We start from the raw sequence: 25,369 nt of genomic DNA on the forward strand, positions 1-25,369 counted from the left end.
TAAAATGTATTAAGTAAAAAGTATAATGTAAATCCCATTACATAAATTAAATAAAAATTCCGAATCTGATCTGATTCGGAATTTTTATTTTTAAAATACATTGTACTTTTTACAATGTACAATCAATTTATCTGTTCATAGACATCAAAAATTCCTCGTTGTTCAATGTAGCTTTCATTTGTTTTTGAACAAATTCCATAGCTTCCATAGGATTCATATCAGCAAGATATTTTCTCATAATCCACATACGCTGCATCGTAGCCTCGTCCAAGAGAAGATCATCTCTTCTTGTGCTGGATGAAACCAAATCCACAGCCGGATAGATTCTTTTATTTGCGATTTTTCTGTCCAGTTGCAATTCCATATTTCCGGTTCCTTTGAACTCTTCGAAGATTACCTCGTCCATTTTGGAACCTGTATCGATCAAAGCAGTTGCGATGATTGTCAAAGATCCACCATTTTCGATTTTTCTTGCGGCACCGAAGAAACGTTTCGGTTTGTGAAGTGCATTGGCATCCACACCACCAGAAAGTATTTTCCCGGAAGCTGGTGTTACAGTATTATAAGCTCTTGCCAATCTTGTGATCGAGTCTAATAGAATGACAACATCGTGTCCGCATTCTACCATTCTTTGTGCTTTTGACAACACCAAATTCGCCACTTTTACGTGCTTATCTGCTGCTTCATCAAAAGTTGATGCGATAACCTCTGCGTTTACACTTCTTTGCATATCAGTAACCTCCTCAGGGCGTTCGTCAATTAGAAGAACCATCATGTAAGCTTCCGGGTGGTTTGCAGAAATAGCGTTTGCGATATCTTTAAGCAAAATCGTTTTACCGGTTTTTGGCTGTGCAACAATCATTGCTCTTTGTCCTTTCCCGATTGGTGCGAACAAATCAACAATTCTTGTGGAAAGCGTAGAACCTTTTCCTGCAAGATTAAATTTCTCCTGAGGGAAAAGCGGCGTCAAATATTCAAAAGCAACTCTATCCTTAATAAAAGCCAGATCACGTCCGTTAACTTCAGTAGGTTTCAAAAGAGAGAAATATTTCTCGCCTTCTTTTGGTAATCTTACCATTCCTTTTACGGTATCTCCGGTTTTCAAACCATAATTTCTGATCTGATTGGTTGAAACGTAAACATCATCCGGGGAAGAGATATAACTGAAATCTGAAGAACGAAGGAATCCGTAATTGTCCGGAAGAATTTCCAAAACACCTTCAATCGTGATCAATCCATCAAAGTTGAATTCTTTTTTTGGCGAATTGTCCTGTTGGTTTTCGGAATGTTCTTTCTGATTGTTGTGTTGGGGAGAATTGGGATTTTGTGTTTTTTGCTGACCTCTATTGTTATTATTGTTGGTCTTTTGATTTTGCTGACGGTTGTTTTGCTGTTGAGGCTGTCTTTGTTGAGGCTTAGTTTCCTCTGGTTTTTCGTCAGTTTTAGGAGCAGTTTCGGTTGACTGAATCGGTTCTGCCGGCGGAGTTGTTTCCGAAGGTTTAGCTTCTGATACGACTTCTTGATTTTCGTTGGCTGCAACTCTTGCTCTTGGTTGTTTTTTCTTCGGCGGATTTGGTTTTTTGACTTCCTCCTTTGCAACCGGCGTTTCTACCGCTACAGGAACTTCTTCTTTTGCAACTTCTGTGACTGGAATCTCTGCTTCCTGCTTGGGTTTTTCTGCAGGTTTCCTGCCTCGTTTCTTTGCAGGAGCAGCTTTTTCCTCAGAGTTATCTTCTGTGTTTTTATTCATATTTTCCTGATTGGCGTTTAGATAATCTTTTATGATGTTTGGATTAGAAGCCTGATAGTCCAGAATAGCGAAAACTGTTTCTTCCGGAGAGCTTTTCTTTGCCAAATTGACGCCTAAATCTTTAGAAAGTTTGGACAATTCCTCATCGGATTTTGACCTTAGCGTTTCAATATTAAACATATAATGCGTAAAAAAGTAAATTAATTTTGTAAAAGTAAGAATGAAAATCAGGCGATTATCATTTTTAATAGGTGATTACAATGCAAATCTACATTAATTTTTGAATTAAGCAAAAATTATTTTACTTTTGCAGACAATTTATTCCCATTCAAAACGGAATTAATCGAAAAAAATGTTACAAAGAATACAAACAATCTGGATATTATTAGCTGTATTAGGTGCTTTGTTCCTCAATCTTACAGCTCAGGATTTTGATATATTAGGTGGAAACTTAATTATTAATATTTCTACTGTTTTATTAATATTACTAGGATTGCTAAGTATTTTCAGTTTCAAAAACCGCAAAAGACAAATCTTGCTGAATAACATCAGTATTTTTATAAACGCTTTGTTGCTTGGTTTTTTGATTTATTGGCTGCAAAACTTACCCGGAGGAATTCAGTTTCCTGAGAAGGGTATTGAGCCGGTTTTCTCAGTAATTGCGATTGTGTGTTTGCTTCTGGCAAATGTGTACATCAAGAAAGATGAGAGGCTCGTAAAATCTGTAGACAGACTTCGATAAACTTGACGACGATTTTTTTGAGTAAGAACAGCTTCCTTTTGGAGGCTGTTTTTTATTTTGATAGATTTGTTGAAAGTTAATAACGTGGACACATTCAATCACTTAAAAACGATCATCAGTATTATCCTGAGTTTGGGAATCGGAACTTTACTGAACGGAAGCGTAAGATTTATCCAACATCCCGGACGGAACAAACCATTTTGGCTGCATCTGTTATTTGTTTTCTATATTTTTATTTTGATGATTCACTTTTGGTGGTGGGAATATCGCCTTAGAGCCATCACATCGTGGACTTTTACACAATACATATTCATAATTGCATATATCATTTTATTCTTTGTTCTGTGTACATTACTCTATCCGACAGATTTGAAGGATTATGATAGTGACTATAAAAATTATTTTTATTCCCGCAGAAAGTGGCTTTTTGCATTTCTTGGAATTATGTTTTGCCTGGACCTTGTAGATACGCTTTACAAAGGCAAAGATTATCTCGAATCATTGATGCCACTGTATGGCATTCGGATTTTAACTCATATTCCGCTAAGTTTCGCATTGATTTTCATTAATTCTAAAAAGACATTCTATTATTCCTCTGTTCTGATCTTTTTTATCTTATTCGAAGTCTTCTTTATTTACAAAAGATATTACCTTTACGATTAGCTCACGGTAACAAAACAGATCAACCTATGACTCATCATCATATAAATTCAACTTCCTAAAATTTTAATAACAAAAATATTTCTCTATGAAAAAAATAAGCTTGGTAATTTTATTGGTACAGTCGTTATTTTCTTTTGGTCAGGACATTCCCAAAGAAAGAGTTGTGAACATCATTTCCACTTTGGCTTCTGATGAGATGAAGGGCAGAAAATTCGGAACACCGGAAAATGATAAAGCTGCGGAATACATTGCAAGCGAATTCAAAAAAAATAATCTGGACTATTGTTTCGGTGATTCTTATTTGATTCCATTTGAATATAAAGGGCAAAAAGGTTTTAACGTCTGTGGAATAAAGAAAGGAAAATCCGAGAAAAGTTTGGCTTTCTCAGGACATTTTGATCATATCGGAACGAACACGAATTCTGGAGACAATATTTATAACGGAGCTGACGATGACGCAAGCGGAATCTCTACCGTAATTGGAATTGCAGATTACTTCAAAAATAAAAAGACAGATTTTTCTTTGGTTTTTATGGCTTTCAATGCAGAAGAAGTTGGATTAATAGGTTCAAAAGCATTATCCGAAAACAAAGATCTAAATCCTGTTTTCAATAATATCTCTGCACTTTTCAACTTCGAAATGCTGGCGACAGAATCTCAATTCGGGAAGAATGCAGTATTTATGACTGGAGATGAGTTCTCAGATTTTGATGAATTAATTAATGCAACCGCAGTAAACAGACTTAAGGTTTATCCGGATCCTTACAAAAACGAACAGCTTTTTTACAGATCAGATAATGTGAATTTTGTTAAGAAAAAAATCATCGCGCATTCTATTTCTACAGTCGATATGACCAAAGCTTTTCATTATCACGCTGTAAATGATGACATTAAAATTGTAGACACAGATAATTTGACCAATATCATCAACAATTTTGCAAAAACAATCGAGAAGCTGAATACCAAAAACTTCACACCAAAATACAACGACAAAGTAAATTTCGATTTCTAACGTCTTGATAAACTAAGCTATTTATTTTCCGTAATTTTGCAATTCAATTTTTTTGAATGAAACCATTTCAACGCATTATAAGTATTGCCAAGCCACATCAAAAATATTTGTGGGGCAGTATGTTTTTCAATATTCTTTATTCTCTTCTTCAGATCGCTTCCATTGGGACTTTGTTGCCAATTCTAAGTGTGATGTTTGGAACTGTCGACAAAGTTGATACCTCAAAAGCACCTGTTTGGAGCGGCAGAATCGCGGATTATTTTGGTTACGTCAAAGATTGGGCATATTACACGATTCAGATTAATATGGATGAGCACGGCGGCATTAAAGTTTTGGCTGTACTTTGTTCAATTACTGCAGTAGCCTTTTTACTCAGAAATATTTTCCGATATCTCGGCTCTTATTTATTGGTCAACTATCGTGTTGGGATTACCAGAGATTTGAGAACTTTGATGTATGACAAATTCTTGAAATTACCAGTATCTTTTTTTACTGAACAAAGAAAAGGCGATATGATGTCTCGGATTTCCAATGATATTGGCGCAGTAGAAGGCGGAATTATGGGGTCTCTAGTTGATATTGTGAATTCGCCGTTTATGATTTTATCATCTCTTACAGCATTATTTTTATTATCTCCAAAACTGACTTTATTCTCATTAATCGTCTTCCCGATTATGGGCTGGATCATTTCCTGGGTCGGAAAAAGTCTGAAAAAGCAGGCAAGATTTGCACAGGAAGAATTAGGGAATCTTTTCTCTTTGGTTGATGAAACTTTGAAATCTTCAAAAGTTATTAAGATTTTCAATGCCGATAAAATCCTCAAAAACAGATTTAATAAAACGACAGACCAATGGCAGCATCACGCCATATCTATGAGCCGAAGAAGAGAATTAGCTTCTCCAATGAGCGAATTCCTTGGATCTGTTACGATGTTAATTATCACTTACTATGCAGGAACTGAAATCATCAATGGAACCAACAAAGATCCCGCTACTTTTCTTGCATTTATCGGTGTTTTCTTTCAGGTTTTGGATCCTGCAAAACGCTTGTCAAATGCAGTTTCTGCAATACAAGGTGGAATGGCAAGTTTGGAGAGAGTTTCAGAAGTTTTAGATTATGATTTGAAGGTGGAAGAAGTTGCAAATCCGACTCCAATTTCTGAAATGAATGATAAAATCGAATTCAGGAATATTGGTTTCTATTATGAGAAATCAAATTTGATTCTTAAGAATGTTTCTATTACTGTCCCAAAAGGAAAAACTGTAGCTTTAGTCGGTCAGTCTGGAAGTGGTAAAACAACGATTGCCAATTTATTAGCAAGATTCTACGATGTTTCCGAAGGCGAAATTTTAATTGATGGGCATAACATCAAAAACTTAAAACTGACAGATTACCGTAAACTTCTCGGAATGGTAACTCAGGAATCTGTTTTATTTAATGATTCGGTTTACAATAATATTCTGATGGGAAATCCTGATGCAACCGAAGAACAAGTGATGGAAGCTGCGAAAATCGCCAACGCCCACGAGTTTATCATTCAGCTACAAAACGGCTATCATACTAATATTGGCGATGACGGTAACAAACTTTCCGGTGGACAAAAGCAAAGAGTTTCCATCGCAAGAGCCGTTCTGAAAAACCCACCGATTATGATTCTGGACGAGGCTACTTCTGCCTTAGACACAGAATCTGAAAGATACGTTCAGGATGCTTTGGAAAAGATGATGGAAAACAGAACATCATTAATTATCGCTCACAGATTGTCAACCATTCAAAAAGCAGATCACATTGTCGTGATGGAAAAAGGTGACATCATAGAGCAAGGTTCGCATCAGGAATTGATGGAGAAAAACGGAACGTACCGCAAGTTGGTAGAGCTTCAGAATTTTGATTAATGATCTATGAATCCAATTCAAGAATATTTTTATCGGATTGATGAGCCTGCGAGAAGCTCGCTTCTTTATATTCGAGAGAAAATTCTAATTTCTGATGAATTGATTACCGAAACTTTAAGTTTTGGACTTCCTTTTCTGAAATACAAAAAGAAAATGCTCTGCTATTTTTACTACAGCAAACAGCATCAGAAACATTATCTCAGTTTTTATCACGGCGACAGATTGGATTATCCCGAACTTCTATCAGAAGGCAGAAAGAAGTTCAAAATCCTGCTTTTGGATATGGAAGAAGATTTGCCAATGGATTTGATTTTTGATATTGTTGATGAAGTAAAGACTTTCATCAAATAAAATTTAGAATTAAATTATGTTTTCATTATTCAGAAAAAATGAGCCGTTCCAAATAGAAAACTTTGCATTAAAGTTATCATTAGAATGGGGCAATGATTTTGGAAAAGATATATCTGAAAAGCTGATTAAAAAGTTTCCACAGCTTAATATTTCACAAATAGAGAACCATAAAAATTTGTGTAAAAGTATTCAAGATGATTGCTGGAATTTGGTTGATTATAAAGGAGATTCTATAATTGTTATTGAATTAGAAAAACGCTTTGAAGACATTATTTTTCAAAAATATCAATGGATAAATAAAGACAATCAGCGTAAATTGTATTCTCAATTTTCCTATTATTTTTGGAAAGACGGTTTGCTTAAGTAATAATTCGATTACCTAACTTCCAACCCATTTTTCACAGGCAAACTTGAGATCAAAAGCTTATTTTTCTTTGATAGTTAAATTTCCCAAAAGTCTTTCAACTTCCGATTTCTGATCAGCATATTTCAATTGAAGTTCACTTCCTTCGCCCATTCTTCCGTAATAAATCAAAGCTTTTTCGCCGAAGAATTTTTTGTAGTAATCGGAAAGCTCCGGAATCTGCGGAAAGTTGTTGTGGAAAAGCATTTCGTGGTAAGCCTGCCATTCTCGCTCGTTTTTGTCTGTAACCATCATCTTTGGAGATTTCTGGCGGACGTGCAACATCTCGTGAGCTAACATATTTAGAACCAAAGTCAAATCAAAATCGAAAATATTTTTTGGGATCATCACGTGTTGCAATTCTCCGAGTTCTCCATTGGCGGTTAATAGAATTGAGTTCTTTTCTAATTCGTCGCGGAAACCAAATCCTGCAAAATTGTCATCATCCAAATCGAATTGATGGATGAGGAATTTGGCACCGTCCAGGATTTCGCCGGTTTCTTTGTAAGCGTTGAGGTTGAATTGTAGTTTTTCGTAGTTCATTTGTGTTTAGTAATTGTTCTGAAGATATTCAAATTTACAATTTAACTGCAAATTTTCAAAATATATGGAAAGCTGCGCCCCGAGCTGAACGGATCCCGATGTAAAATCGGGAGGGAACGAAAAGCGGAAAAAAAGCGACCCAAAAAAAATCCCAGAAAATTCCGGGATTTAGATTGTGTATGTTGAAGTTTTAAAATTCCATATTCACCTCCAGTTTTTCAGCGAGTAGTTTGGAAACTTTTGTTTTTAATTGTTCGATGTCAATGTTTTGCATCGCATCGTTGGCGAAAGCGTAAAGCAACAATGCTCGCGCTTCTTTCTTGGAAATTCCTCTTGCTCTCAAGTAAAACATTGCGTCTTCGTTGAGCTGTCCAACAGTACAACCGTGCGAACATTTTACATCATCTGCAAAAATCTCCAACTGAGGTTTTGTGTCGATAGTTGCGCCTTCGTCCAGCAAAATATTATTGTTCTGCTGATACGCATTGGTTTTCTGAGCAATCTTATTCACAAACACTTTTCCGTTGAAAACACCGTGCGATTTGTCTTTGAAAATTCCTTTGTAATTCTGGTAAGATTCACAGTTTGGCGTGTTGTGATGCACGGCAGTGTGATGGTCCACCAATTGGTCTTTTCCGATGATCGTGATGCCGTTCATAAACGAGTTGATATTTTCGCCGTTGTGAATGAAATCCAGATTGTTACGAACCAATTTCCCTCCAAAAGTGAAGGTATTTACCGTTGTCAAACTGTCTCTTTCCTGCTTCGCAAATGTGTGATCTACAAGATAAGAAGTATCATTGTCATTCTGCAATTTGTGCCAGTCGGTTTTTGCATTTTGATAAGTGAAAATCTCTGTCACAGAGTTGGTTAGCACGAAAGATTCGTCCAAGTTATGATGACTTTCTATGATCTCCACTTTTGCGCCTTCTTCTACGATCAAGAGATTTCTTGTGTTGTAGAACGTGTTTTCTTCCTGATTTTGAGAAAGATAGAAAACATGGATTGGTTTTTCGATCACTACATTTTTCGGAACTCTCAAGAAGAATCCGAATTTGCAGTAAGCAGAATTCAGGTTCGTGAAAGCCAGATCTTTGTTGGCGATCGTGTTGAAATATTTATCAAAAACCTCTTTGTGAGCCGGATCATTCAATGCGTAATTGAATGAAAGAAACTCTGCATTTCCGATAGAAATCTTAGAAAATTCTTTGTGAAGTTTTCCGTTGATGAAAACGATTCGGTCAAAGTTTTCCTCGCCCAAATGAAGCGCATCCAGTTGCTCTCTCGAGATGTGGTGCTCTTCTGTTGGGAAAAAATTGTATTCCTTTTCCGTGATCTCTTTCAGGTTTGTGTATTTGTATTCCTCATCTTTTTTGGTAGGAAAACCTTTCAAAGCAAAAGCCTCAAGAGCCGTTTTTCTGTCCTCGTCCAAAAATCTGTGACGAAGCATTCCCAAAAAATCTGAATGTTGATCTATTGTCTGTTCAAATAAAGCCATTATAATGGTTTGATTTTGCATCTGTTAGAAGATTTGTATTTAGTTTAAAAGCCAATCGTAGCCTTTTTCTTCCAATTCAAGTGCTAGAGATTTATCTCCTGTTTTAATAATTTTCCCGTCTGCCAAAACGTGTACGAAATCTGGCTGAATGTAATTCAAAAGTCTTTGGTAATGTGTGATCAAAAGAACCGCGTTGCCTTCATTCTTGAACTTATTAACACCATCTGCAACGATTCTCAAAGCATCGATATCAAGTCCAGAATCGGTTTCATCTAGAATTGCCAGTTTTGGATTCAGCATCATCATTTGGAAGATCTCGTTTCTTTTCTTCTCACCTCCAGAAAAACCTTCGTTCAAAGATCTGGAAAGGAAATCTTTTTTAATGCCCAATTGCTCTGATTTTTCACGAATCAATCCAAGCATTTCTTTTGCGCCCATATCTTCCAATCCGTTTGCTTTTCTGGTTTCGTTAAGCGCTGCTTTGATAAAGTTGGTAACAGAAACGCCAGGAATCTCAACCGGATATTGGAACGAAAGGAAAATCCCCTTGTGCGCTCTTTCTTCCGGAGCATCTTCAGCGATATCTTCACCTTCGAAAAGGATGCTTCCTTCGGTTACTTCATAATCCTCTTTCCCTGCAATCACAGATGAAAGCGTAGATTTACCGGCGCCGTTGGGTCCCATAATTGCGTGAACCTCGCCTGGTTTGATCTCAAGATTGATTCCTTTTAATATTTCTGCGCCATCTTCAATTTTGGCGTGTAAGTTTTTGATTTGTAACATCCTTAGTTATACTTTTCTTTATGTCAATTATATTAGCTTCCTCTGTAAGTTGAATATCCAAACGGTGATAATGTGATCGGCACGTGATAGTGCTTGTCATCTTTGATCTGGAACACCACTTCAATAAATGGATAGAAGCTTTCTACTTTTTTATTTTTAAAATAATCTTCCGTTAAGAATATCAGTTTATATTTTCCGTAATTACTTTTTAAGTCTTTCGTATAAGGTAAGAAATCTGCGATTCTACCATTCTTGTCTGTTTGCTTTTTGCCTAATGAAACCCATTGTTTTGTAGTCTCGTCAAACTTTTCCAACTGAACATCTACTTTCTCGACCGGCTGACCAACAGTAATATCAAGAATATGGCTCGAAAGCTGAAATTCTTTTTTTTCCTGAGCCGAAACACTGGTAAATAATACGACGAAAAATAGATATAAAAACTTTTTCATTATTTCTAATTATCCAACCGAACCTTCCAATGAAATCTCCAGTAATTTTTGAGCTTCAATCGCAAATTCCATTGGAAGCTTATTCAAAACTTCCTTGCTGAATCCATTCACGATCAATGCAATTGCTCTTTCTGTATCGATTCCTCTTTGGTTACAATAGAAGATCTGATCTTCTCCAATCTTCGAAGTTGTAGCCTCGTGTTCCAATTGTGCTGTAGGATCTTTAATCTCGATGTAAGGGAAAGTGTGTGCACCACATTCATTTCCCATCAAAAGTGAATCACATTGGGAGAAGTTACGCGCTCCTTTTGCAGATGGCATTACTTTTACCAAACCTCTGTATGAATTCTGAGATTTTCCAGCAGAGATTCCTTTCGAAATAATTGTCGATCTCGAATTCTTTCCGATGTGAATCATCTTAGTTCCTGTATCAGCGTATTGGTGATTATTCGTTACGGCAATCGAATAAAATTCGCCGATTGAGTTATCACCTTTCAGGATACAAGATGGATATTTCCAGGTCACAGCAGAACCAGTTTCTACTTGCGTCCAGGAGATTTTGGCTCTGTTTTCACAAAGTCCTCTTTTAGTCACGAAATTGAAAACACCTCCTTTTCCTTCAGCATTTCCTGGATACCAGTTCTGAACGGTGGAATATTTGATTTCGGCGTCATCCATCGCAATCAGTTCTACAACTGCGGCATGAAGCTGATTTTCGTCTCTGGATGGTGCCGTACAACCTTCCAGATATGAAACATAACTTCCTGCGTCAGCAATCACCAAAGTTCTTTCGAACTGTCCGGTTCCTGACTGATTAATTCGGAAATAAGTGGACAATTCCATTGGGCATCTTACACCTTTTGGAATGTAGCAGAAACTTCCGTCAGAGAAAACTGCGGAGTTAAGTGCTGCGTAGAAGTTATCACCTCTCGGAACTACTTTTCCAAGATATTTTTTAACTAAATCCGGATGATTCTTGATCGCTTCTGAAATTGAACAAAAGATAACACCTTTCTCAAGCAAAGTTGCCTGAAAAGTCGTTTTAACGGAAACAGAATCAATCACGATGTCAACAGCAACGTTTGCCAGTCTTTTCTGCTCTTCGATGTTGATTCCTAATTTTGCAAAAGTTGCCAAAAGTTCTGGGTCAACTTCGTCTAAACTTGCCAATTCTGGTTTTGCAGTTGGCGCAGCGTAATATTTTATCGCCTGGAAATCAGGCTTTTCATATTTGATGTTGGCCCAATCCGGTTCTGTCATTTTCTGCCAGATTCGGAAAGATTCCAAACGCCATTCCGTCATCCATTCCGGCTCTTCTTTCTTTGCAGAAATAGCGCGCACGATGTCTTCATTTAGTCCAGTCGGGAAATCATCATACTCGATATCGGTATAAAAGCCCGCCTCATATTCTTTTGTTTTAAGGTCTTCCCTTAAATCGTCCTCTGTATATTTTGCCATTTAAATTAAATGATTAAAAAATTAAATGATTAAAAAATTAACGCCTTTTTATATTGTCTGTTCGTGATAGATAATCAATAAACTTCGACAATTGAATTGAAACAATTTTTGAATCATTAATTAAATCCTCTGTATCTTCTTCGTATAAAATTTGACAAAGATTCAACATATTTCTAACTTCTGCACAGCTACCTTTTGAATATTTCAAAAATCTGATAAACTGCGCGTTGTTATTATATTCGCTTCCCTCAGCAATATTATTTGATATTGAAAGGACTGCTCTTTTTAATTGATTACAAAGTTCAAATTCTCTCGTGAATTTCTCTTTGTTTAAAAGATTGTATATTTTCTTGGTAAGATTAATTGTTAATTCGTAAACCTCAAATTTTTCAAATTCTCTAGCCACACACTAATTTTTTAATCTTTTAATAAATAATCTTTTAATAATTAAAGACTGAAACTCTCTCCGCAGCCACAAGTTCTCGCAGCATTTGGATTGTTAAAAATAAAACCTTTCCCGTTCAATCCGCCAGAATATTCCAGGACTGTTCCTGCAAGATAAAGAATGGATTTTTTCTCAATAATGACTCTTACGCCGTTATCTTCGAAAATCGTGTCGGTTTCATTTTTTATATTATCAAACTTCAAGACGTATTCTAGTCCGGAACAACCGCCACTTTTTACGCCTACTCTTATATAGTCAGTCTCAGGGTTGAAGCCTTCTTCGGACATCAGCTGAGCCGCCTTAGATTTTGCCTGATCGCTTACTTGTATCATTGTTTTTATTTAGACTGATTTTAGTCTACAAAAGTACGAACTAATTTCCGCAATCTCAAATCGATGACATCTATTTTGATGATTTTCCAGTATAGCCTGACATTCGTTTGGTAATGAAAAACAGTTTGTTAATGTTAAATTGTTGTCATAAAATGAACAAATATTAATTCTCACAGTTCTAATAATTAACTTTGCTTGATTTTGTTAATCAAACAATCAGTTTTAAATTATGAAGAAGCTATTAATTTTGATGATTCTGTTTTCTTTTTCAGGTAAAATATTATGTCAAACAGAAAGATATATTTACCAGACGGAAGTCAATCCAGACACCATCAACCTTGTGAATATGCAAGTTGAAAATACTTTTTTGGATGTTAAAAATAACCAGTCATTATTCATCAGCGAAAGTAAATTTTTGAGAGATTCTTTGACTGCAGTTTTGAGACAACAAGGAATTACCGAAATTAAAAAATCAAAAAAAGATAAATCCGAATTTCCAAAATTACCAAACGGAAAATCAATCCAACCAACATTCTTCGACTATTTCATCACAAAAAACTGGGAAGAAAAATCTGTAAATTTTGTTGAAAGCGTCGGTTCAAAGCAAGTTTATTATCAGGAAGACCGAAAAATGAATTGGGACATTTCCACACAGGTTTCAGATTTTAATAATTATAAAGTTCAAAAAGCAACAATGGTTTTTGGTGGAAGAACCTGGACCGCTTGGTTCGCGCCCGACATCAAAATCTCCGATGGGCCATATAAATTTTTAGGACTTCCGGGATTAATATTAAAGTTAGAAGATGATAAAGGCGATTACAGATTTACTTTTATCAAAAAAATAAATATTCCAAATTCTTTTTCCGAAATCATAAAAACCGATGCAAGAAAATCGACAAGGATCAATTTCCGCGGTGACAAGGAGTCTGTAAGAATGGAAATGGTCAAAAATAAAGATCCCGAAATCAACTTTGACAGCTTCAACCGAATGAATCAAAGAAACGGAATGAATGGCGGATTCGGAGGACAACAACCTGGCGGAATGAATGGCGGAATGCCGGGCAGCGAAGTTGGAAACGGACAACCTGAAATACAGATGGGAAATCCACGAAGCGCATCCGGAAATAATGGAAATGTGATGAATTTCGGAAATACAAATCCAATTGAACTGACTAATAAATATTAAATATGAAAATTTTAAAAATACTAAGCCTGCTCGCAATGCCACTCGTCATGGCTCAGCAAAGTACCAGATTTATCTATCAGGCAACACTGACGCCGGATTCCACAAATGTTGAGAAAAAAACCGAGCTGGCTTATCTTGATACGGATGGAAAGAAATCTTTTTTCTACGCAGAAAATGCGATGAAAAGAGATTCTGTGATGGAAAGAATGCGAGCCACAAGAAATTTTGACAGAACGCAAATGCAGAATTTGAGAAGCAATCTTCAGTTCACTATCGAAAAAGACCTATCAAATCAAAGTTTGGTTTACAAATCCAGAATCGGAAGAGATAATTATTCTTATTCGGAAACGCCTGTTTTTGAATGGGAAATTTTACCAGAAACTGTAAAAATTGGAGATTATCAAACGCAGAAAGCAGAGACGAAATTCGGTGGAAGAACCTGGTACGCATGGTTTACACAAGAAGTCCCTTTGCAAGATGGGCCATATAAATTCTCCGGTTTGCCAGGATTGATCGTGAAAATTCAAGACGAAAAAGGCGATTACTCTTTCGATTTGATGCAGACAAAAAAAATAGCAGAGATTTATCAGCCTTTGAACCGAGGGCAGGTTATCACACTTTCCAAATCCAAATATGCAGATATGGAAAAGAAGATGCAAAAAGATCCAGCAAGCTTTATTAATGCTACTAGAAATAGCGGACGAGGTGGCGGAAACGGGCCGGCAATTGATCCAAAGCAAATGCAGGAATTCCAAAAAAGAATGGAGGCAGAAGTGAAAAGCAGAAACAATCCAATTGAACTGAAATAAAAAATCTGGAAATTAATTTTCCAGATTTTTGTTTTTATGACTTTCTGATTTCCTTGACTTCTTCAATTTTTTCATTAAAGTAATCTGATTTCTGAGGATGTTTTTCCGAGAGAATCTCGTACGCTTTTATCGCTTTGGAGTAGAGTTTTTGCTCAACATAAAGTTTGGCCAAAGTTTCTGTCATCAGATGTGAGATGTCGTCTTTTTTCTCTTTCACTACAAAATTGACCTCGTCTTTCAGTTGAGAAATTCTTGGGTTTTTTTCTATGAACTCATCAATGATTTTCTCTTTTACGACAATCGTTTTTTCAGGAGATTCCTCTGGTTTTGGTCTGTCGATTTTCAGCCAGCTTTGCCAGGTGTTGATGAAAGTTCCAACATTGCTGTCAACGGTTTCTTTTGCTTCAGGTTTATCAAGGATTGACGGAATTTCTTTTTCTTCTTTTATTTTTGAAACTTCAGTACCAAAAAATGAAACATTCATCACAGGTCTTTCATTTTCATTAATCTGAGATTTTTCTTCCGCAATTGGTTTTTCATCAAAGACAGTTTCCTCAATTACTTCCTGTTTTTCAACTTTTTCTTCTGTGATAATTTCTTGTTTTGGTTTTTCGATTTCCGGTGTTTTACCAATTAAAGCGTCCGGTGTATTTGTCGAAAAAGACATTGGCTTCCAAGTGGAAATTGGATTTTCAACGACTTCTTCGTCAACTTTAATATCTTCTGTCTCAGGAATTTGATTTTCAGTTATATTTTCTTCAGATTTTGAAACTTCAAAAGTCTGGGTATTCTCAAAACTGATCTGGTTTTTCGCATCTTCTTCAGCAATTTCAATTAAAGCCTGAGATTCAGTTTCTTCAATTTTTGCATGTTCTGAAACTTCAAAAGATTGTGTATCCCCAAAGCTGATTTCATTTTTATTAATTTCGTTTTCAGGAATTTCTTCCAAAGCAGGTTCTTTATATTCTGATTTTGAAACTGGTTTTACTTCTGTCAAAATTTCATCTTTCTGAACTTCTTTTTTCGGCGGATTCAGATAATCTAAATGATTTTTTGGAACAGAGAATTTAACTTGAGGCAGGAAATCTTCAATCCCATTAAAACTGATATTTCCGGAAGAATCTTCATCTTGAACTTGCGTGTCAATCTTAGTTTCAGAAATTATTTCGACAGGCGTTTCTATGACTTGTTCAACATTTCTATGCTCGGAAATCGTCTCTTCAGATCTGTTATCATCATTAATAATCAGATTTTCTTTAATTTCAAGATCATCTTTGACGGTGATCACTCCGGATTCTTTGGTTGCTTCCAGATCTATTTCCTGAGATTTTTCTTCCAGGAAATTTTCTTCACCTTCGTAAAGCAAACGGTTCTTTTCACCTTCTACAATTATAAATTCTGAGTTATCCTCGCTTTCAGATTCTATGATTCTGTCAATATCAAATTTATTCAGAACAACAGATGCGTTTTCGATTTCCTGCGGATTTTCCTCCGTTTTTTCGATGATGTCTTTAGCTGTTGTTTGTTCGTTCGCAACTTGGATTACAGGGACTTCATCAAGTATTTTTTGAACTAACGCTTCGTCTTTTTTATCATTTTTCTGGGAATTTATAAACTGAAAAAGTATCTTTTTATCTGTCGTGTAAGCTGCGGTTTTAGAAAGATTTTCTTTATAATTTTCTGATCTGTAAAGATTGATCCCGTAAAGGTAAAGTGCCCGAATACTTTGTGCATAAGGCATTTTTTCTGACTCCGATTCTAAAATATTAAGATCAGACTCAGTGATGATTTTTGGATTCTTTATTAATTCTAAAACTCTAGTATTCATACCTTTACCAGTTGGCGACAATGTCGTTATAAATTTTATTGATGATCCTTTCGTTTACAATTCTGACTTGTGCAGTTTCTATCGTGTTAATATCCAGATCGCTGTTGAAAACCGCTTCATCGCTGTAAGTTCTGTCGAAACTCAAAGTCGGATCTACGCTGTTTTCGTAATGCACTTTTATTGTGATGGTCAGTTTATTCTGCAAAGCCTGAATTGTATTTCCCTGATCCGTAGTTGTTGGCGTTCCAATACTGGTTGGGGTAATGTTGTAATCACTAATTTCTCCTTCTATCAAAAGATCGGGCTTTTCAATAGCGCCCTTCAAGGTGGTTCTTTGTAAAAAACGGTTTTGTAATGCAACCGTAAACTCCTGACTCAAACTCGGAAGATTATTCGCTGCGTTATTCGGAAAAGTATTGATCTTCACTGTTTTCATTTCCGGACTCAGAGATGATCCGGTGAACGAGTAGCAAGAGGTTAAGACACAAGAAACAACTATAAATAAACAAGTGCCAAATGATATATTATTTTTCAACTTCGAAAGCATCATTTTCATAAATTAATATTTTTGACCAATTTCTTCCAGCTCGTCATATTCTATTTGGGCAAGTCCGTCTTTGAAGGCAAAATAGTGCGAGACACCTATAAGAGGCAAAGTGAGAAAAACCCCAACGCCGCAAAGAATAATTCCTAATTCTCCAAGAAAAGCAACAACTATTGAAAAGAAAAGGATCCTCAGAAGATTTCCTTTGCTCATAATTTTCGACATGTTCCAAGCGGTTTTGATGTTTGTTATTTTTTTAAATGTTATCAGAGCAGGAATGTAAAATGCCTGTAAGAACAAATAAATAATGACAAAATATGCCGCCAAAAAATAAACCATTCCAATACCTTTTGCAAAGCCAGAAACTACTCCGTCACTATCTGCAAAGATTCCTAAAAATGCTACAGGAAAAAATGCGGCGATAAAACCTACAATCATATATAATTGAAAAATAAAATATGGTACAAAATCATCAAAATTAAAAATCTCTCCAGCACCTGTTGGAAGTCCTTTTTCAACCTTGTAACAGATTTTGTAGAAATTTCCTGCTGCAAGTATTCCGCAGAAAGGAATTATGGAGAGAATCATTAAGCAAAGAAAAGAAAGGAATATCACTCCGAAATCTTTTTTCATCAAATCAATGGCTTGTGAAATATATTCTCCAAATTTGAAATTGACTTTTCTTGGTTTAAGTTGAGCTTGCATTTTATTCTTCGAGATTATATTGTTTTATCTTTCTGTAAAGCGTTCTTTGTGAAATCCCCAATTCGTCTGCCGCTCTGTTTCTTCTGCCTTTGTGTTTTTCCAAAGCTTTAATAATCAAATCTTTTTCATTATTTTGAAGCGAGAGAGATTCCGGTCTGCTTTCTTCCAATTCAATATCTTCCACATCGTTGTAGTGATGATCTTCGTCATCAGAAACAATTGTCGGATGATGAATCTGATTTTGATTCTGCTGATTATTTTCAAAATAAAGCAAAGAATTCGGACTTGTTGCCTGTTGCGTTTCCGGTGTATAAATCCTGTTAATCAGATTTTTTTCCTGCAGGCTGAGATCCGTATTTCCCTTATTTTTTATCAGTTCCGAAGTTAAGGATTTTAAATCATTAATGTCGCTTCGCATATCGAAAAGGATTTTGTACATAATATCCCTTTCTGAACTGAAATCTGAGGAAGTTCCGGCTCCATTTGTTTTGGAGATCACTGCAGGAAGATTTGCATTCATCGGAATATATTCTGCCAATTTCGTAGAATTCACTTCGCGGTTCTGTTCCACGACAGTCATTTGTTCAACAAGATTTCTCAATTGACGAACGTTTCCCGGGAAAGCATAATTCTCAAGATAAGAAACTGCATCGTCGGTCAATTTCAGTTCCGGCATTCTGTATTTCTCTGCAAAATCGATTGCAAACTTTCTGAATAACAGATGAATATCGCCTTTTCTTTCACGAAGAGCAGGCATATCAATCTGAACAGTGTTCAAACGATAATAAAGATCTTCACGGAAACGATTGTCACCAATTGCCTTCATCATATTCACATTGGTTGCCGCCACAATTCTCACATTTGTTTTTTGAACCTGAGAAGAACCGACTTTCATAAATTCGCCGCTTTCAAGAACTCTCAAGAGACGAACTTGTGTCTGAAGTGGTAACTCTCCTACTTCATCAAGGAAAATCGTTCCGCCGTCAGCCACTTCAAAGTAACCTTTTCTGGTAGAAGTTGCGCCCGTAAACGCGCCTTTTTCGTGCCCAAAAAGTTCTGAATCGATTGTTCCTTCCGGGATTGCGCCACAGTTTACGACAATATAAGGTTGGTGTTTTCTTCTGGATTCGCCGTGGATAATCTTTGGGATAAATTCTTTCCCAACGCCACTTTCGCCCATTACTAAAACCGAAATATCTGTTGGTGCTACCTGAATTGCTTTTTCTAAAGCCCGGTTAAGTGCCGGGAAATTTCCGATAATTCCGAAGCGTGCTTTTATAGATTGTAAGTCTGCCATTTTTTTATTAAATGATTAAAAAATTAAATGATTAAAATTTACAGTTCCGTAATTTGTTTTCTGTAAACTTTGTTGAAATGATGTGTGTAGCCTTCCAGCATTGTTTTGCCATCATCATAGGCAATTAATGCTGCCTTTTTCAAATCCAAATAATCTTTATTTCTGATTTTAGAAACTTTGCTTCTAAAATATATATTTTCTGCAAAATCATAAACTTTGCTTTGTTTCTCGAAGTTTTCTAAAGCTTTGTCGTATTTATTTAATTCAAAATAAGTGACACCAAGCTGGTAATAATCATACAGACCAACATTGTGGTCTTTTTTTGCCAACTGATTTTCTATGATAGAAAGAGCCTTTTCTTTTTGTCCGATTGCCGAATAGCAAAGTGCTTTTGCAATCTGCAGCTCATAATCGCCGTTGACGGAATATCCCAAATATCCGGTTGGATAAATTTTTTCTAAGGCTTCAATATCTTGAATTGCACCTTCGTAATCTCGGAAAAACTGATATCTGCACCAGCCTCTGTAACCAAGATTTCCTTTAGGATTGAGTTCTACACTTTTATCAATCAGTTTTTTCCAGGAAACAAAATCGCCGCTTTTAAGATAAGCAACAGATTGTTCTTTATAAGGATAATCAAAATTTGGAGCTATTTTTATTGCTTCAGATAATCCATCATGGAAACGCTGATCGAACTGGTAAAAACTTTTTAAGGTTTGAGTTGCTTTTTCACAGGCTTTATATTTTAAGGAATCGCCTTCCAAGCGGAAAGCATTACAGTTCAAGGATTGACCGTAAGTGAAAAATGCAACTAAAATCAGTTGAAAACTAAGGCAATATTTCGTCGATTTTTCCATCTTTGATTTTGAAAATTAAGTATTGATAATAATCGACTTTTTTACCATTGACTGATTTTGGAATCCATCCAGTCAGAGATTTTGTAATATTTAATAGTTGCGAAGTAATATTGTTGTCAAATTCTATTGGCTCGTAATCGTAATTTGCTGTCAGAATTCTGAATCTATCGGATTCTCCATTACAATTCACAACAAAACGAATTCTTATCCAACCGTTTTCCTTTTTTACATTTTCAGATTTATATATCTTCTGAAACTCTTCTTCAACAGCTAATTTTTCGCCTTTATATTGAAAACCTTTAGAATCATTAAAATATTGGTAAATCTGATTCTCATTACATAAAACAAAATCTTTCCGATCAATTTTCTCATCAAAAGCTATATTTCCAATCCAATTCCATTTTGCATTTTGAGATAAAAACAAATTGGGTAAAAGAAATAATATGTAAAAAATGTTCTTCAATCTTAGTTCAAAATAAGAATTCGATGGTTATGAATTATCAAACCGTTTCCCCAAAAGCGTTCCCTGCGTATTTCCGTGAACAAAAACAGACACAATGTCGCCCAGTTTCTGTCCTTCCAGTTTATCGAAAACACAAACTGCATTTTGGGAATTTCTGCCTTTCCATTGGTTTTGGTTCTTTTTGGAAGTTCCTTCAATTAGAATTTCGTGAACTCTGCCAACATAACCCTCCATTCTTTTTCTGGAAAGTTCGCCTTGTAGTGCAATTACTTCTGCCAAACGACGCTGTTTTACATCTGCAGGAATATCGTCTTCCAATTTCTTGTGAGCCGGAGTTCCCGGTCTTGTGGAATAGGAAAACATATAACCGTAATCATATTCCACTTCTCGCATCAGGCTCATTGTCATCTGGTGATCTTCTTCAGTTTCCGTGCAGAAACCAATAATCATATCTTGCGAAAACGAAATATCGGGAACAATTTCTTTTCCTTTTTTAATTAAATCCAAATATTCTTGTCTTGTATGCTGACGGTTCATCAACTGAAGAATTCTGTCGCTTCCGCTTTGAACCGGAAGGTGCACATAATTACAAATATTATCGTGTTTTGCAATCATTCTGAAAACCTGCTCCGTCATCTCGTGTGGATTGGAAGTTGAGAATCTGATTCTCATTTTCGGAACTGCAACTGCAACCATATCAAGCAACTGAGCAAAATTAATAGCTGTCAGTTTTTGCATTTCGGAAGCTTTGGCAAAATCTTTTTTTGGACCACCTCCATACCAAAGATATGAGTCAACATTTTGACCAAGAAGTGTAATTTCTTTATAACCATTTTCCCAAAGACTTTGACATTCCTCAATGATAGAATGCGGATCACGGCTTCTCTCACGACCTCTTGTAAACGGAACGACGCAAAAAGTACACATATTATCACATCCTCTTGTAATCGTCACAAAAGCAGTTACGCCATTTCCACCCAAGCGAACAGGATTGATATCAGCGTAAGTTTCTTCTTTTGAAAGGATTACGTTGATTGCATCTCTACCATCATCGGTTTCTTTGAGAAGGTTTGGAAGATCTCTGTATGCATCCGGACCGACCACCAAATCTACGAGTTGTTCTTCGTCTAAAAATTTGGTTTTCAATCTTTCCGCCATACAGCCAAGAACTCCAACAGTCATATTTGGACGTTCCTTTTTAAGATTTTTGAATTGAGCAAGACGCATTCTTACAGTTTGCTCTGCTTTTTCACGAATGGAGCAAGTATTTAATAAAATCAAATCAGCTTCTTCTACTTTCAAAGTTGTGTTGTAGCCTTGCTCGTTTAGAATAGATGCAACAATCTCGGAATCAGAGAAGTTCATCTGACAGCCGTAGCTTTCCAGAAACAATTTTTTGCCATTCCCTGGTTTTTCTGCAATTGCAAAAGCTTCGCCTTGTTTGGTTTCGTCTATATATTTTTCCTGCACGGTAATCAATTAAAAATTCAAAGTTCAGAATTCAAAATTTTGAATTGCGAATTTGAAATTACATTAGTTTGCAAAGATACAAAATATTGTGACAGAATGGCAGACTTATCTTTTGTTAAAATTAATTAAAAATCTCACAGGGAATGCTATTCGTTGTTTGATTGGAAGGTTAGAATACAAACCGGGATTCCATTTTTTCTTCAATCTTTTTAAGGTTCTGAAAAAATCCTTGTTAAAATCCTTATTGTCTATCGCAGGATAAATTCTTGCATTTATAATCTCTCCAGTTTCGTTTATGTAAAATTCAATATTAATATTTCCATTAATATGGTAATCCTGAAATAATGCCATGAAATTGTCGTGAAAGTCCTTGTCAAATTTTTCCTTCCCTCCAGAATAAACAGCATTTTTCACATTATTATTTGCATTATAATTCTCTTTGTAATTACTCATTAGATCTTTTGGGTAAAAAATAAAATCAGTAATTGCTGCAAATTTTCCGGCTTTCACTTCTGCTGGCTTCCAATTTTTCAATCCTTTCAAAACTTGCATTGATAAGTCAAAAGCACATTTATTTTTGGAAATATTAAGCGTATCATTATCCTGTACAACTTTTACCTTTCCTTCTGCTGTTACTAATATTCTTGGAACATAAATTTCTTTTTCATCACATTCTTTTGCATTAGTTTTTATCAGAAATTCGTGCGCTTCTTTATAAAAATTTATAATACCATCTTTGTAGAAAGTTTGATTTTTTGGGTATTCATCTAAAACCTGAGAATAAAATAAACCCGGAATTAATAATAGAAGAAGGTAAAATTTTTTCATAATTTTAATATTCCTCATCCGAATGGTCAGACGTAAAATTGATTTCGAAGATAATATTGGAACTTACGGGAACTCCATTTTTGATGGCAGGTTTCCATTTTTTCTTGATACGTTTCATAGCGAAGTTTATATCCTGCTTGAATTCTTCATCAAACTTGACTTTGGGGTAGATTTTCAGTTCGCTCATTTTTCCTTTTTCATCAATGGTCAAAACAAAAGTAAATTTTCCATTTACAGCGTAAGCAGTAATATCCACATAAGCGTGAACCATTTTCATAAACTCATTCCGGAAAGCAGTTTGTCCACCGGGAAATTCGGCTACAGAATCTTCTGTAATTGCTGTTTTAGTAGTTCCGGATTGCGAAAAAGCAGGATTGCTTATCAATAATGTAGCTATCAATAGAAAGATTCTCATTTTCTAATGGTTAAAAGTTTTGTCAAATATATTAAAATGACTGTAGAATTGATTTTGCTTTTATTAATCTTTTCCGGTATAGAAATTATAATCTTTGATAACAACGCTAATAAACTGTCTTTGAGTGAATTGTATAGATTCAGGTTCCAATTTTAGAATCTCAACAATTCTTTTCGTTAATCTATTGATGATTTCACGGTCATCGGATTTCAAAGCTTTCTGGAAATTTTCTTTGATAATTCTCACATCATTATCACTTAATAAAATCACTTGCGGGAAAGTCGGAACGTAGTCTTCTTTTAATTGTTCCAGAATTGTGTGAGAAATATTGACATTATTTTTCAGAGAAATAACCGCAGTTCCAGTTGCAATATCGCCTAAACGCTGATTGTTTTTTGAAGCCAATCCTGTGATGAATGCCACTAATCCAAAACTACCAAAAATATCTACCAAACGGAAAATCCACCGCATCAGATAATCTCCGAAACCTGCCTGATAACCATCGATTTTGACAACCTTTATCTTCATTAATTTCTTTCCAAAAGTCTGCCCTTCCATCATGCTTTCCAAAACCAAAGTGTAAATGTGAATGGGAAATGTGATGATGAAGATGAAAGCGCCAACAGACCAACTATCCATCCCTTGGATAAAATTATCATAATCGAAAAAATTACGCATCGCCCAGGAAAGTATGAAAACATAAAACCCTTTGATCAACGAATCAATAAAAAATGCAACGATTCTTTTCCCAATTCCTGCCAACGTAAAACTGACGTTTACATTTTGTGAAGTATTGATGGCGATTTGATCCATATTTTTATTATTTTAGCGTTATGAGAGAAGTGGCTTTTATAAAGCAAAATAAAGCAAAATGGTTGGAAACTGAGCAGGTTGTCAATGGAAAAATAAAAAAAAATCCAGATGATCTTTCGTCACTTTACATCAATCTGATCAATGATCTCTCTTTTGCTCAGACTTATTATCCGAAAAGTAAAACCACCGTTTATCTCAATTTTCTCTCTTCTCAGATTTTCCAGAAAATCTATAAAACCAAAAGAATAGAGGAAAACCGAATCAGACATTTTTTCACCACAGAAGTTCCGCTCACAGTTTATGAATACCGGCGTTATCTTCATTATGCGTTTGTGTTTTTTATTTTGTTTGTAGGAATTGGTGTGATTTCTTCTATTTATGATAAGGATTTTGCTACATTGATTTTGGGCGAAGGCTATGTAAATCAGACTTTGGAAAATATAAAGAAAGGCGATGCAACGGCAATTTACGGTTCCAGTGCAAGCTGGAGTACTTCATTAATGATTATTGTTAATAACTTAGTGGTTGGCGCAAAACTTTACATCTACGGAATTTTAGGAGGCTTGGGGACTTTGTACGCTTTGATGCAGAACAGCATAATGTTGGGCGCGTTTCAGTTTTTCTTCAAAACACATAATGCTTTGCTGGAAAGTGCAAAGGGAATCTGGCTTCACGGCGTATTTGAAATCTTCGGAATGGTTGTGGAAGCAATGGCTGGTTTGATTTTGGGTGCCTCAATTTTGTTTCCAAAAACATTATCACGTTTAGAATCTTTCAAACTTGGTTTCCGAAATAGTTTTAAAATTTATCTAAGTACAGTTCCATTCACCATATTTGCCGGATTGATCGAAGGTTTTGTCACAAGATATGCGCAGACAATGCCTTTGGTTTTAAACATTATTATCATTTTCGGAACCTTATCTGTGATTGCTTTTTATTATTTTATTTATCCTCATATTATCGTCAAAAAACTAAACCAAAATGCAATTATTTCACAACCGAAAATTCTCTAATCTGATAATTTTTATTTAAAATAGATGAGATTCAGAGTTTTCCTTTTTCTGTTTTTTTCTTTATTTAGCACTTTTGCTTTTTCACAATATGAACAGGTAGAGGAAGTTGTGGTTGTAGATTCGGCTGACACAGACACCTTCATGGAGTCTGATTCTCTGGTTAAGACCAATTATTCAACAGATAACGTCCTTTACCCAAAAAACTTCACTCCAAATTTCAAAAACAAATATAAAGGAGACGATTTTAAATACGAAGTTGCAAAACCAAAAGAATCGATTTGGGATTTGATCAAAAGAAAAATTGGACAATTGTTATCCAAAATTTTCAAAGATATTGATCCTAATAAAGTCGGTTATTACACAACCAATATTCTAAGGTTCTTTGGAATTGCTATTGTTGGATTTCTACTGTATTTTCTGATCCGATATCTGATGTCAAAAGACGGTAATTTCTTACTTGGAAAAAGGAATAGGAAGATTAAAATTACCAGTCACGACATCGAAGAAAATATTCACGAGATTAATTTTCCTGAAAGAATTTCGCAATTGGAAAAACAGCAAGATTATCGTTCAGCGATTCGTTATCATTTTCTTTATTCAATCAAAAAATTGACCGATAAAAACCTCATCAACTGGAATCCTGAAAAAACAAACCAGGATTACCTTAAAGAACTGAAAAACAAAAATTTACAAGAGGATTTCAGACGTGTTATTTACATCTATGATTACATCTGGTACGGCGAATTCGATACGCAAGAAAAGGATTATCAACATTATAAAACATATTTTAATAAATTCTAATAAAATTATCTCATCC

General features: G+C 35.4%; 28 protein-coding genes. 10 read left to right on the top strand and 18 right to left on the bottom strand.

Annotation, left to right across the window (positions count from 1 at the left end; genetic code table 11):
- Positions 1–127: 127 nt before the first annotated feature.
- Positions 128–1,930, bottom strand: a complete 1,803-nt coding sequence (gene rho, locus OPU68_RS01085) for a transcription termination factor Rho (protein ID WP_498472107.1) — start codon at positions 1,928–1,930, stop codon at positions 128–130.
- Positions 1,931–2,102: 172 nt separating this feature from the next.
- On the opposite strand from rho, the gene OPU68_RS01090 reads away from it, so the two are divergent.
- The 6 genes from OPU68_RS01090 to OPU68_RS01115 all read left to right on the top strand — a co-directional run bounded on the left by OPU68_RS01090 (position 2,103) and on the right by OPU68_RS01115 (position 6,780).
- Entirely contained in the window at positions 2,103–2,492 is a 390-nt protein-coding gene (locus OPU68_RS01090) for a DUF4293 family protein (RefSeq protein WP_498472109.1), read from the top strand.
- A 69-nt stretch (positions 2,493–2,561) separates the two neighbouring features.
- Entirely contained in the window at positions 2,562–3,155 is a 594-nt protein-coding gene (locus OPU68_RS01095; protein WP_498472110.1) for a hypothetical protein, read from the top strand.
- A gap of 85 nt (positions 3,156–3,240) precedes the next feature.
- Positions 3,241–4,167, top strand: a complete 927-nt coding sequence (locus OPU68_RS01100; RefSeq protein ID WP_498472111.1) for a M28 family peptidase — start codon at positions 3,241–3,243, stop codon at positions 4,165–4,167.
- A gap of 56 nt (positions 4,168–4,223) precedes the next feature.
- Positions 4,224–6,062, top strand: a complete 1,839-nt coding sequence (locus OPU68_RS01105) for an ABC transporter ATP-binding protein (RefSeq protein WP_498472112.1) — start codon at positions 4,224–4,226, stop codon at positions 6,060–6,062.
- Positions 6,063–6,068: 6 nt separating this feature from the next.
- Complete coding sequence (locus OPU68_RS01110) at positions 6,069–6,413, top strand: DUF1801 domain-containing protein (protein WP_498472113.1); 345 nt, start codon at positions 6,069–6,071, stop codon at positions 6,411–6,413.
- Between the two features lie 16 nt (positions 6,414–6,429).
- Positions 6,430–6,780 (top strand): hypothetical protein, encoded by a 351-nt coding sequence (locus tag OPU68_RS01115; protein WP_498472114.1) that lies wholly within the window; start codon positions 6,430–6,432, stop codon positions 6,778–6,780.
- Between the two features lie 57 nt (positions 6,781–6,837).
- Here OPU68_RS01115 and OPU68_RS01120 read toward each other — a convergent pair whose 3' ends face one another.
- The 7 genes from OPU68_RS01120 to OPU68_RS01150 all read right to left on the bottom strand — a co-directional run bounded on the left by OPU68_RS01120 (position 6,838) and on the right by OPU68_RS01150 (position 12,324).
- Positions 6,838–7,359, bottom strand: a complete 522-nt coding sequence (locus OPU68_RS01120; RefSeq protein ID WP_498472115.1) for a hypothetical protein — start codon at positions 7,357–7,359, stop codon at positions 6,838–6,840.
- Positions 7,360–7,549: 190 nt separating this feature from the next.
- Complete coding sequence (gene sufD / locus OPU68_RS01125; RefSeq protein WP_498472116.1) at positions 7,550–8,857, bottom strand: Fe-S cluster assembly protein SufD; 1,308 nt, start codon at positions 8,855–8,857, stop codon at positions 7,550–7,552.
- 39 nt (positions 8,858–8,896) lie between these two features.
- Complete coding sequence (sufC, locus tag OPU68_RS01130) at positions 8,897–9,640, bottom strand: Fe-S cluster assembly ATPase SufC (RefSeq protein ID WP_133944889.1); 744 nt, start codon at positions 9,638–9,640, stop codon at positions 8,897–8,899.
- Between the two features lie 32 nt (positions 9,641–9,672).
- Complete coding sequence (gene uraH / locus OPU68_RS01135; protein ID WP_498472117.1) at positions 9,673–10,089, bottom strand: hydroxyisourate hydrolase; 417 nt, start codon at positions 10,087–10,089, stop codon at positions 9,673–9,675.
- A gap of 9 nt (positions 10,090–10,098) precedes the next feature.
- Positions 10,099–11,547 carry a Fe-S cluster assembly protein SufB gene (sufB, locus tag OPU68_RS01140; protein ID WP_498472118.1) on the bottom strand — a complete coding sequence of 483 codons (1,449 nt, stop codon included), beginning with the start codon at positions 11,545–11,547 and terminating at the stop codon, positions 10,099–10,101.
- A 37-nt stretch (positions 11,548–11,584) separates the two neighbouring features.
- On the bottom strand, positions 11,585–11,953 hold the full coding sequence (locus OPU68_RS01145) for a four helix bundle protein (protein WP_498472119.1): 369 nt from the start codon (positions 11,951–11,953) through the stop codon (positions 11,585–11,587).
- A gap of 41 nt (positions 11,954–11,994) precedes the next feature.
- Complete coding sequence (locus tag OPU68_RS01150; protein ID WP_498472120.1) at positions 11,995–12,324, bottom strand: HesB/IscA family protein; 330 nt, start codon at positions 12,322–12,324, stop codon at positions 11,995–11,997.
- A gap of 229 nt (positions 12,325–12,553) precedes the next feature.
- On the opposite strand from OPU68_RS01150, the gene OPU68_RS01155 reads away from it, so the two are divergent.
- Positions 12,554–13,510 (top strand): GLPGLI family protein, encoded by a 957-nt coding sequence (locus OPU68_RS01155; RefSeq protein ID WP_498472121.1) that lies wholly within the window; start codon positions 12,554–12,556, stop codon positions 13,508–13,510.
- Between the two features lie 2 nt (positions 13,511–13,512).
- Complete coding sequence (locus OPU68_RS01160) at positions 13,513–14,319, top strand: GLPGLI family protein (RefSeq protein WP_498472122.1); 807 nt, start codon at positions 13,513–13,515, stop codon at positions 14,317–14,319.
- Between the two features lie 34 nt (positions 14,320–14,353).
- Here the strand turns inward: OPU68_RS01160 and OPU68_RS01165 are convergent, their stop codons facing one another.
- The 10 genes from OPU68_RS01165 to OPU68_RS01210 all read right to left on the bottom strand — a co-directional run bounded on the left by OPU68_RS01165 (position 14,354) and on the right by OPU68_RS01210 (position 23,539).
- On the bottom strand, positions 14,354–16,147 hold the full coding sequence (locus OPU68_RS01165) for a DUF8458 domain-containing protein (protein WP_498472123.1): 1,794 nt from the start codon (positions 16,145–16,147) through the stop codon (positions 14,354–14,356).
- 4 nt (positions 16,148–16,151) lie between these two features.
- Complete coding sequence (gene lptE, locus OPU68_RS01170; RefSeq protein ID WP_498472124.1) at positions 16,152–16,703, bottom strand: LPS assembly lipoprotein LptE; 552 nt, start codon at positions 16,701–16,703, stop codon at positions 16,152–16,154.
- Between the two features lie 3 nt (positions 16,704–16,706).
- Entirely contained in the window at positions 16,707–17,396 is a 690-nt protein-coding gene (locus OPU68_RS01175; RefSeq protein WP_498472125.1) for a hypothetical protein, read from the bottom strand.
- 1 nt (position 17,397) lies between these two features.
- Positions 17,398–18,693, bottom strand: a complete 1,296-nt coding sequence (locus OPU68_RS01180; RefSeq protein ID WP_498472126.1) for a sigma-54 interaction domain-containing protein — start codon at positions 18,691–18,693, stop codon at positions 17,398–17,400.
- A 38-nt stretch (positions 18,694–18,731) separates the two neighbouring features.
- Positions 18,732–19,550: a tetratricopeptide repeat protein gene (locus OPU68_RS01185; RefSeq protein WP_498472127.1), complete on the bottom strand. Its 819-nt coding sequence runs from the start codon at positions 19,548–19,550 to the stop codon at positions 18,732–18,734.
- Entirely contained in the window at positions 19,522–20,013 is a 492-nt protein-coding gene (locus tag OPU68_RS01190) for a hypothetical protein (RefSeq protein WP_498472128.1), read from the bottom strand. Before OPU68_RS01190 ends, OPU68_RS01185 begins: the two co-directional genes overlap by 29 nt.
- Before the next feature lie 27 nt (positions 20,014–20,040).
- A complete protein-coding gene (gene miaB, locus OPU68_RS01195) occupies positions 20,041–21,483 on the bottom strand; it encodes a tRNA (N6-isopentenyl adenosine(37)-C2)-methylthiotransferase MiaB (protein WP_498472129.1) in 1,443 nt (480 codons plus the stop codon).
- Between the two features lie 105 nt (positions 21,484–21,588).
- Entirely contained in the window at positions 21,589–22,311 is a 723-nt protein-coding gene (locus OPU68_RS01200) for an energy transducer TonB (protein ID WP_498472130.1), read from the bottom strand.
- A 4-nt stretch (positions 22,312–22,315) separates the two neighbouring features.
- A complete protein-coding gene (locus tag OPU68_RS01205) occupies positions 22,316–22,726 on the bottom strand; it encodes an energy transducer TonB (RefSeq protein WP_498472131.1) in 411 nt (136 codons plus the stop codon).
- Between the two features lie 63 nt (positions 22,727–22,789).
- Positions 22,790–23,539 carry an RDD family protein gene (locus tag OPU68_RS01210; protein ID WP_498472132.1) on the bottom strand — a complete coding sequence of 250 codons (750 nt, stop codon included), beginning with the start codon at positions 23,537–23,539 and terminating at the stop codon, positions 22,790–22,792.
- A gap of 20 nt (positions 23,540–23,559) precedes the next feature.
- Here OPU68_RS01210 and OPU68_RS01215 point away from each other — a divergent pair, with 20 nt between their 5' ends.
- Positions 23,560–24,552, top strand: coding sequence for a stage II sporulation protein M (locus OPU68_RS01215; RefSeq protein ID WP_498472133.1), 993 nt, complete (start codon positions 23,560–23,562; stop codon positions 24,550–24,552).
- Between the two features lie 24 nt (positions 24,553–24,576).
- Entirely contained in the window at positions 24,577–25,353 is a 777-nt protein-coding gene (locus OPU68_RS01220; protein WP_498472134.1) for a DUF4129 domain-containing protein, read from the top strand.
- The last annotated feature ends 16 nt before the right edge of the window (positions 25,354–25,369 follow it).

Source organism: Chryseobacterium sp. TB1-D10 (genome assembly GCF_059803555.1).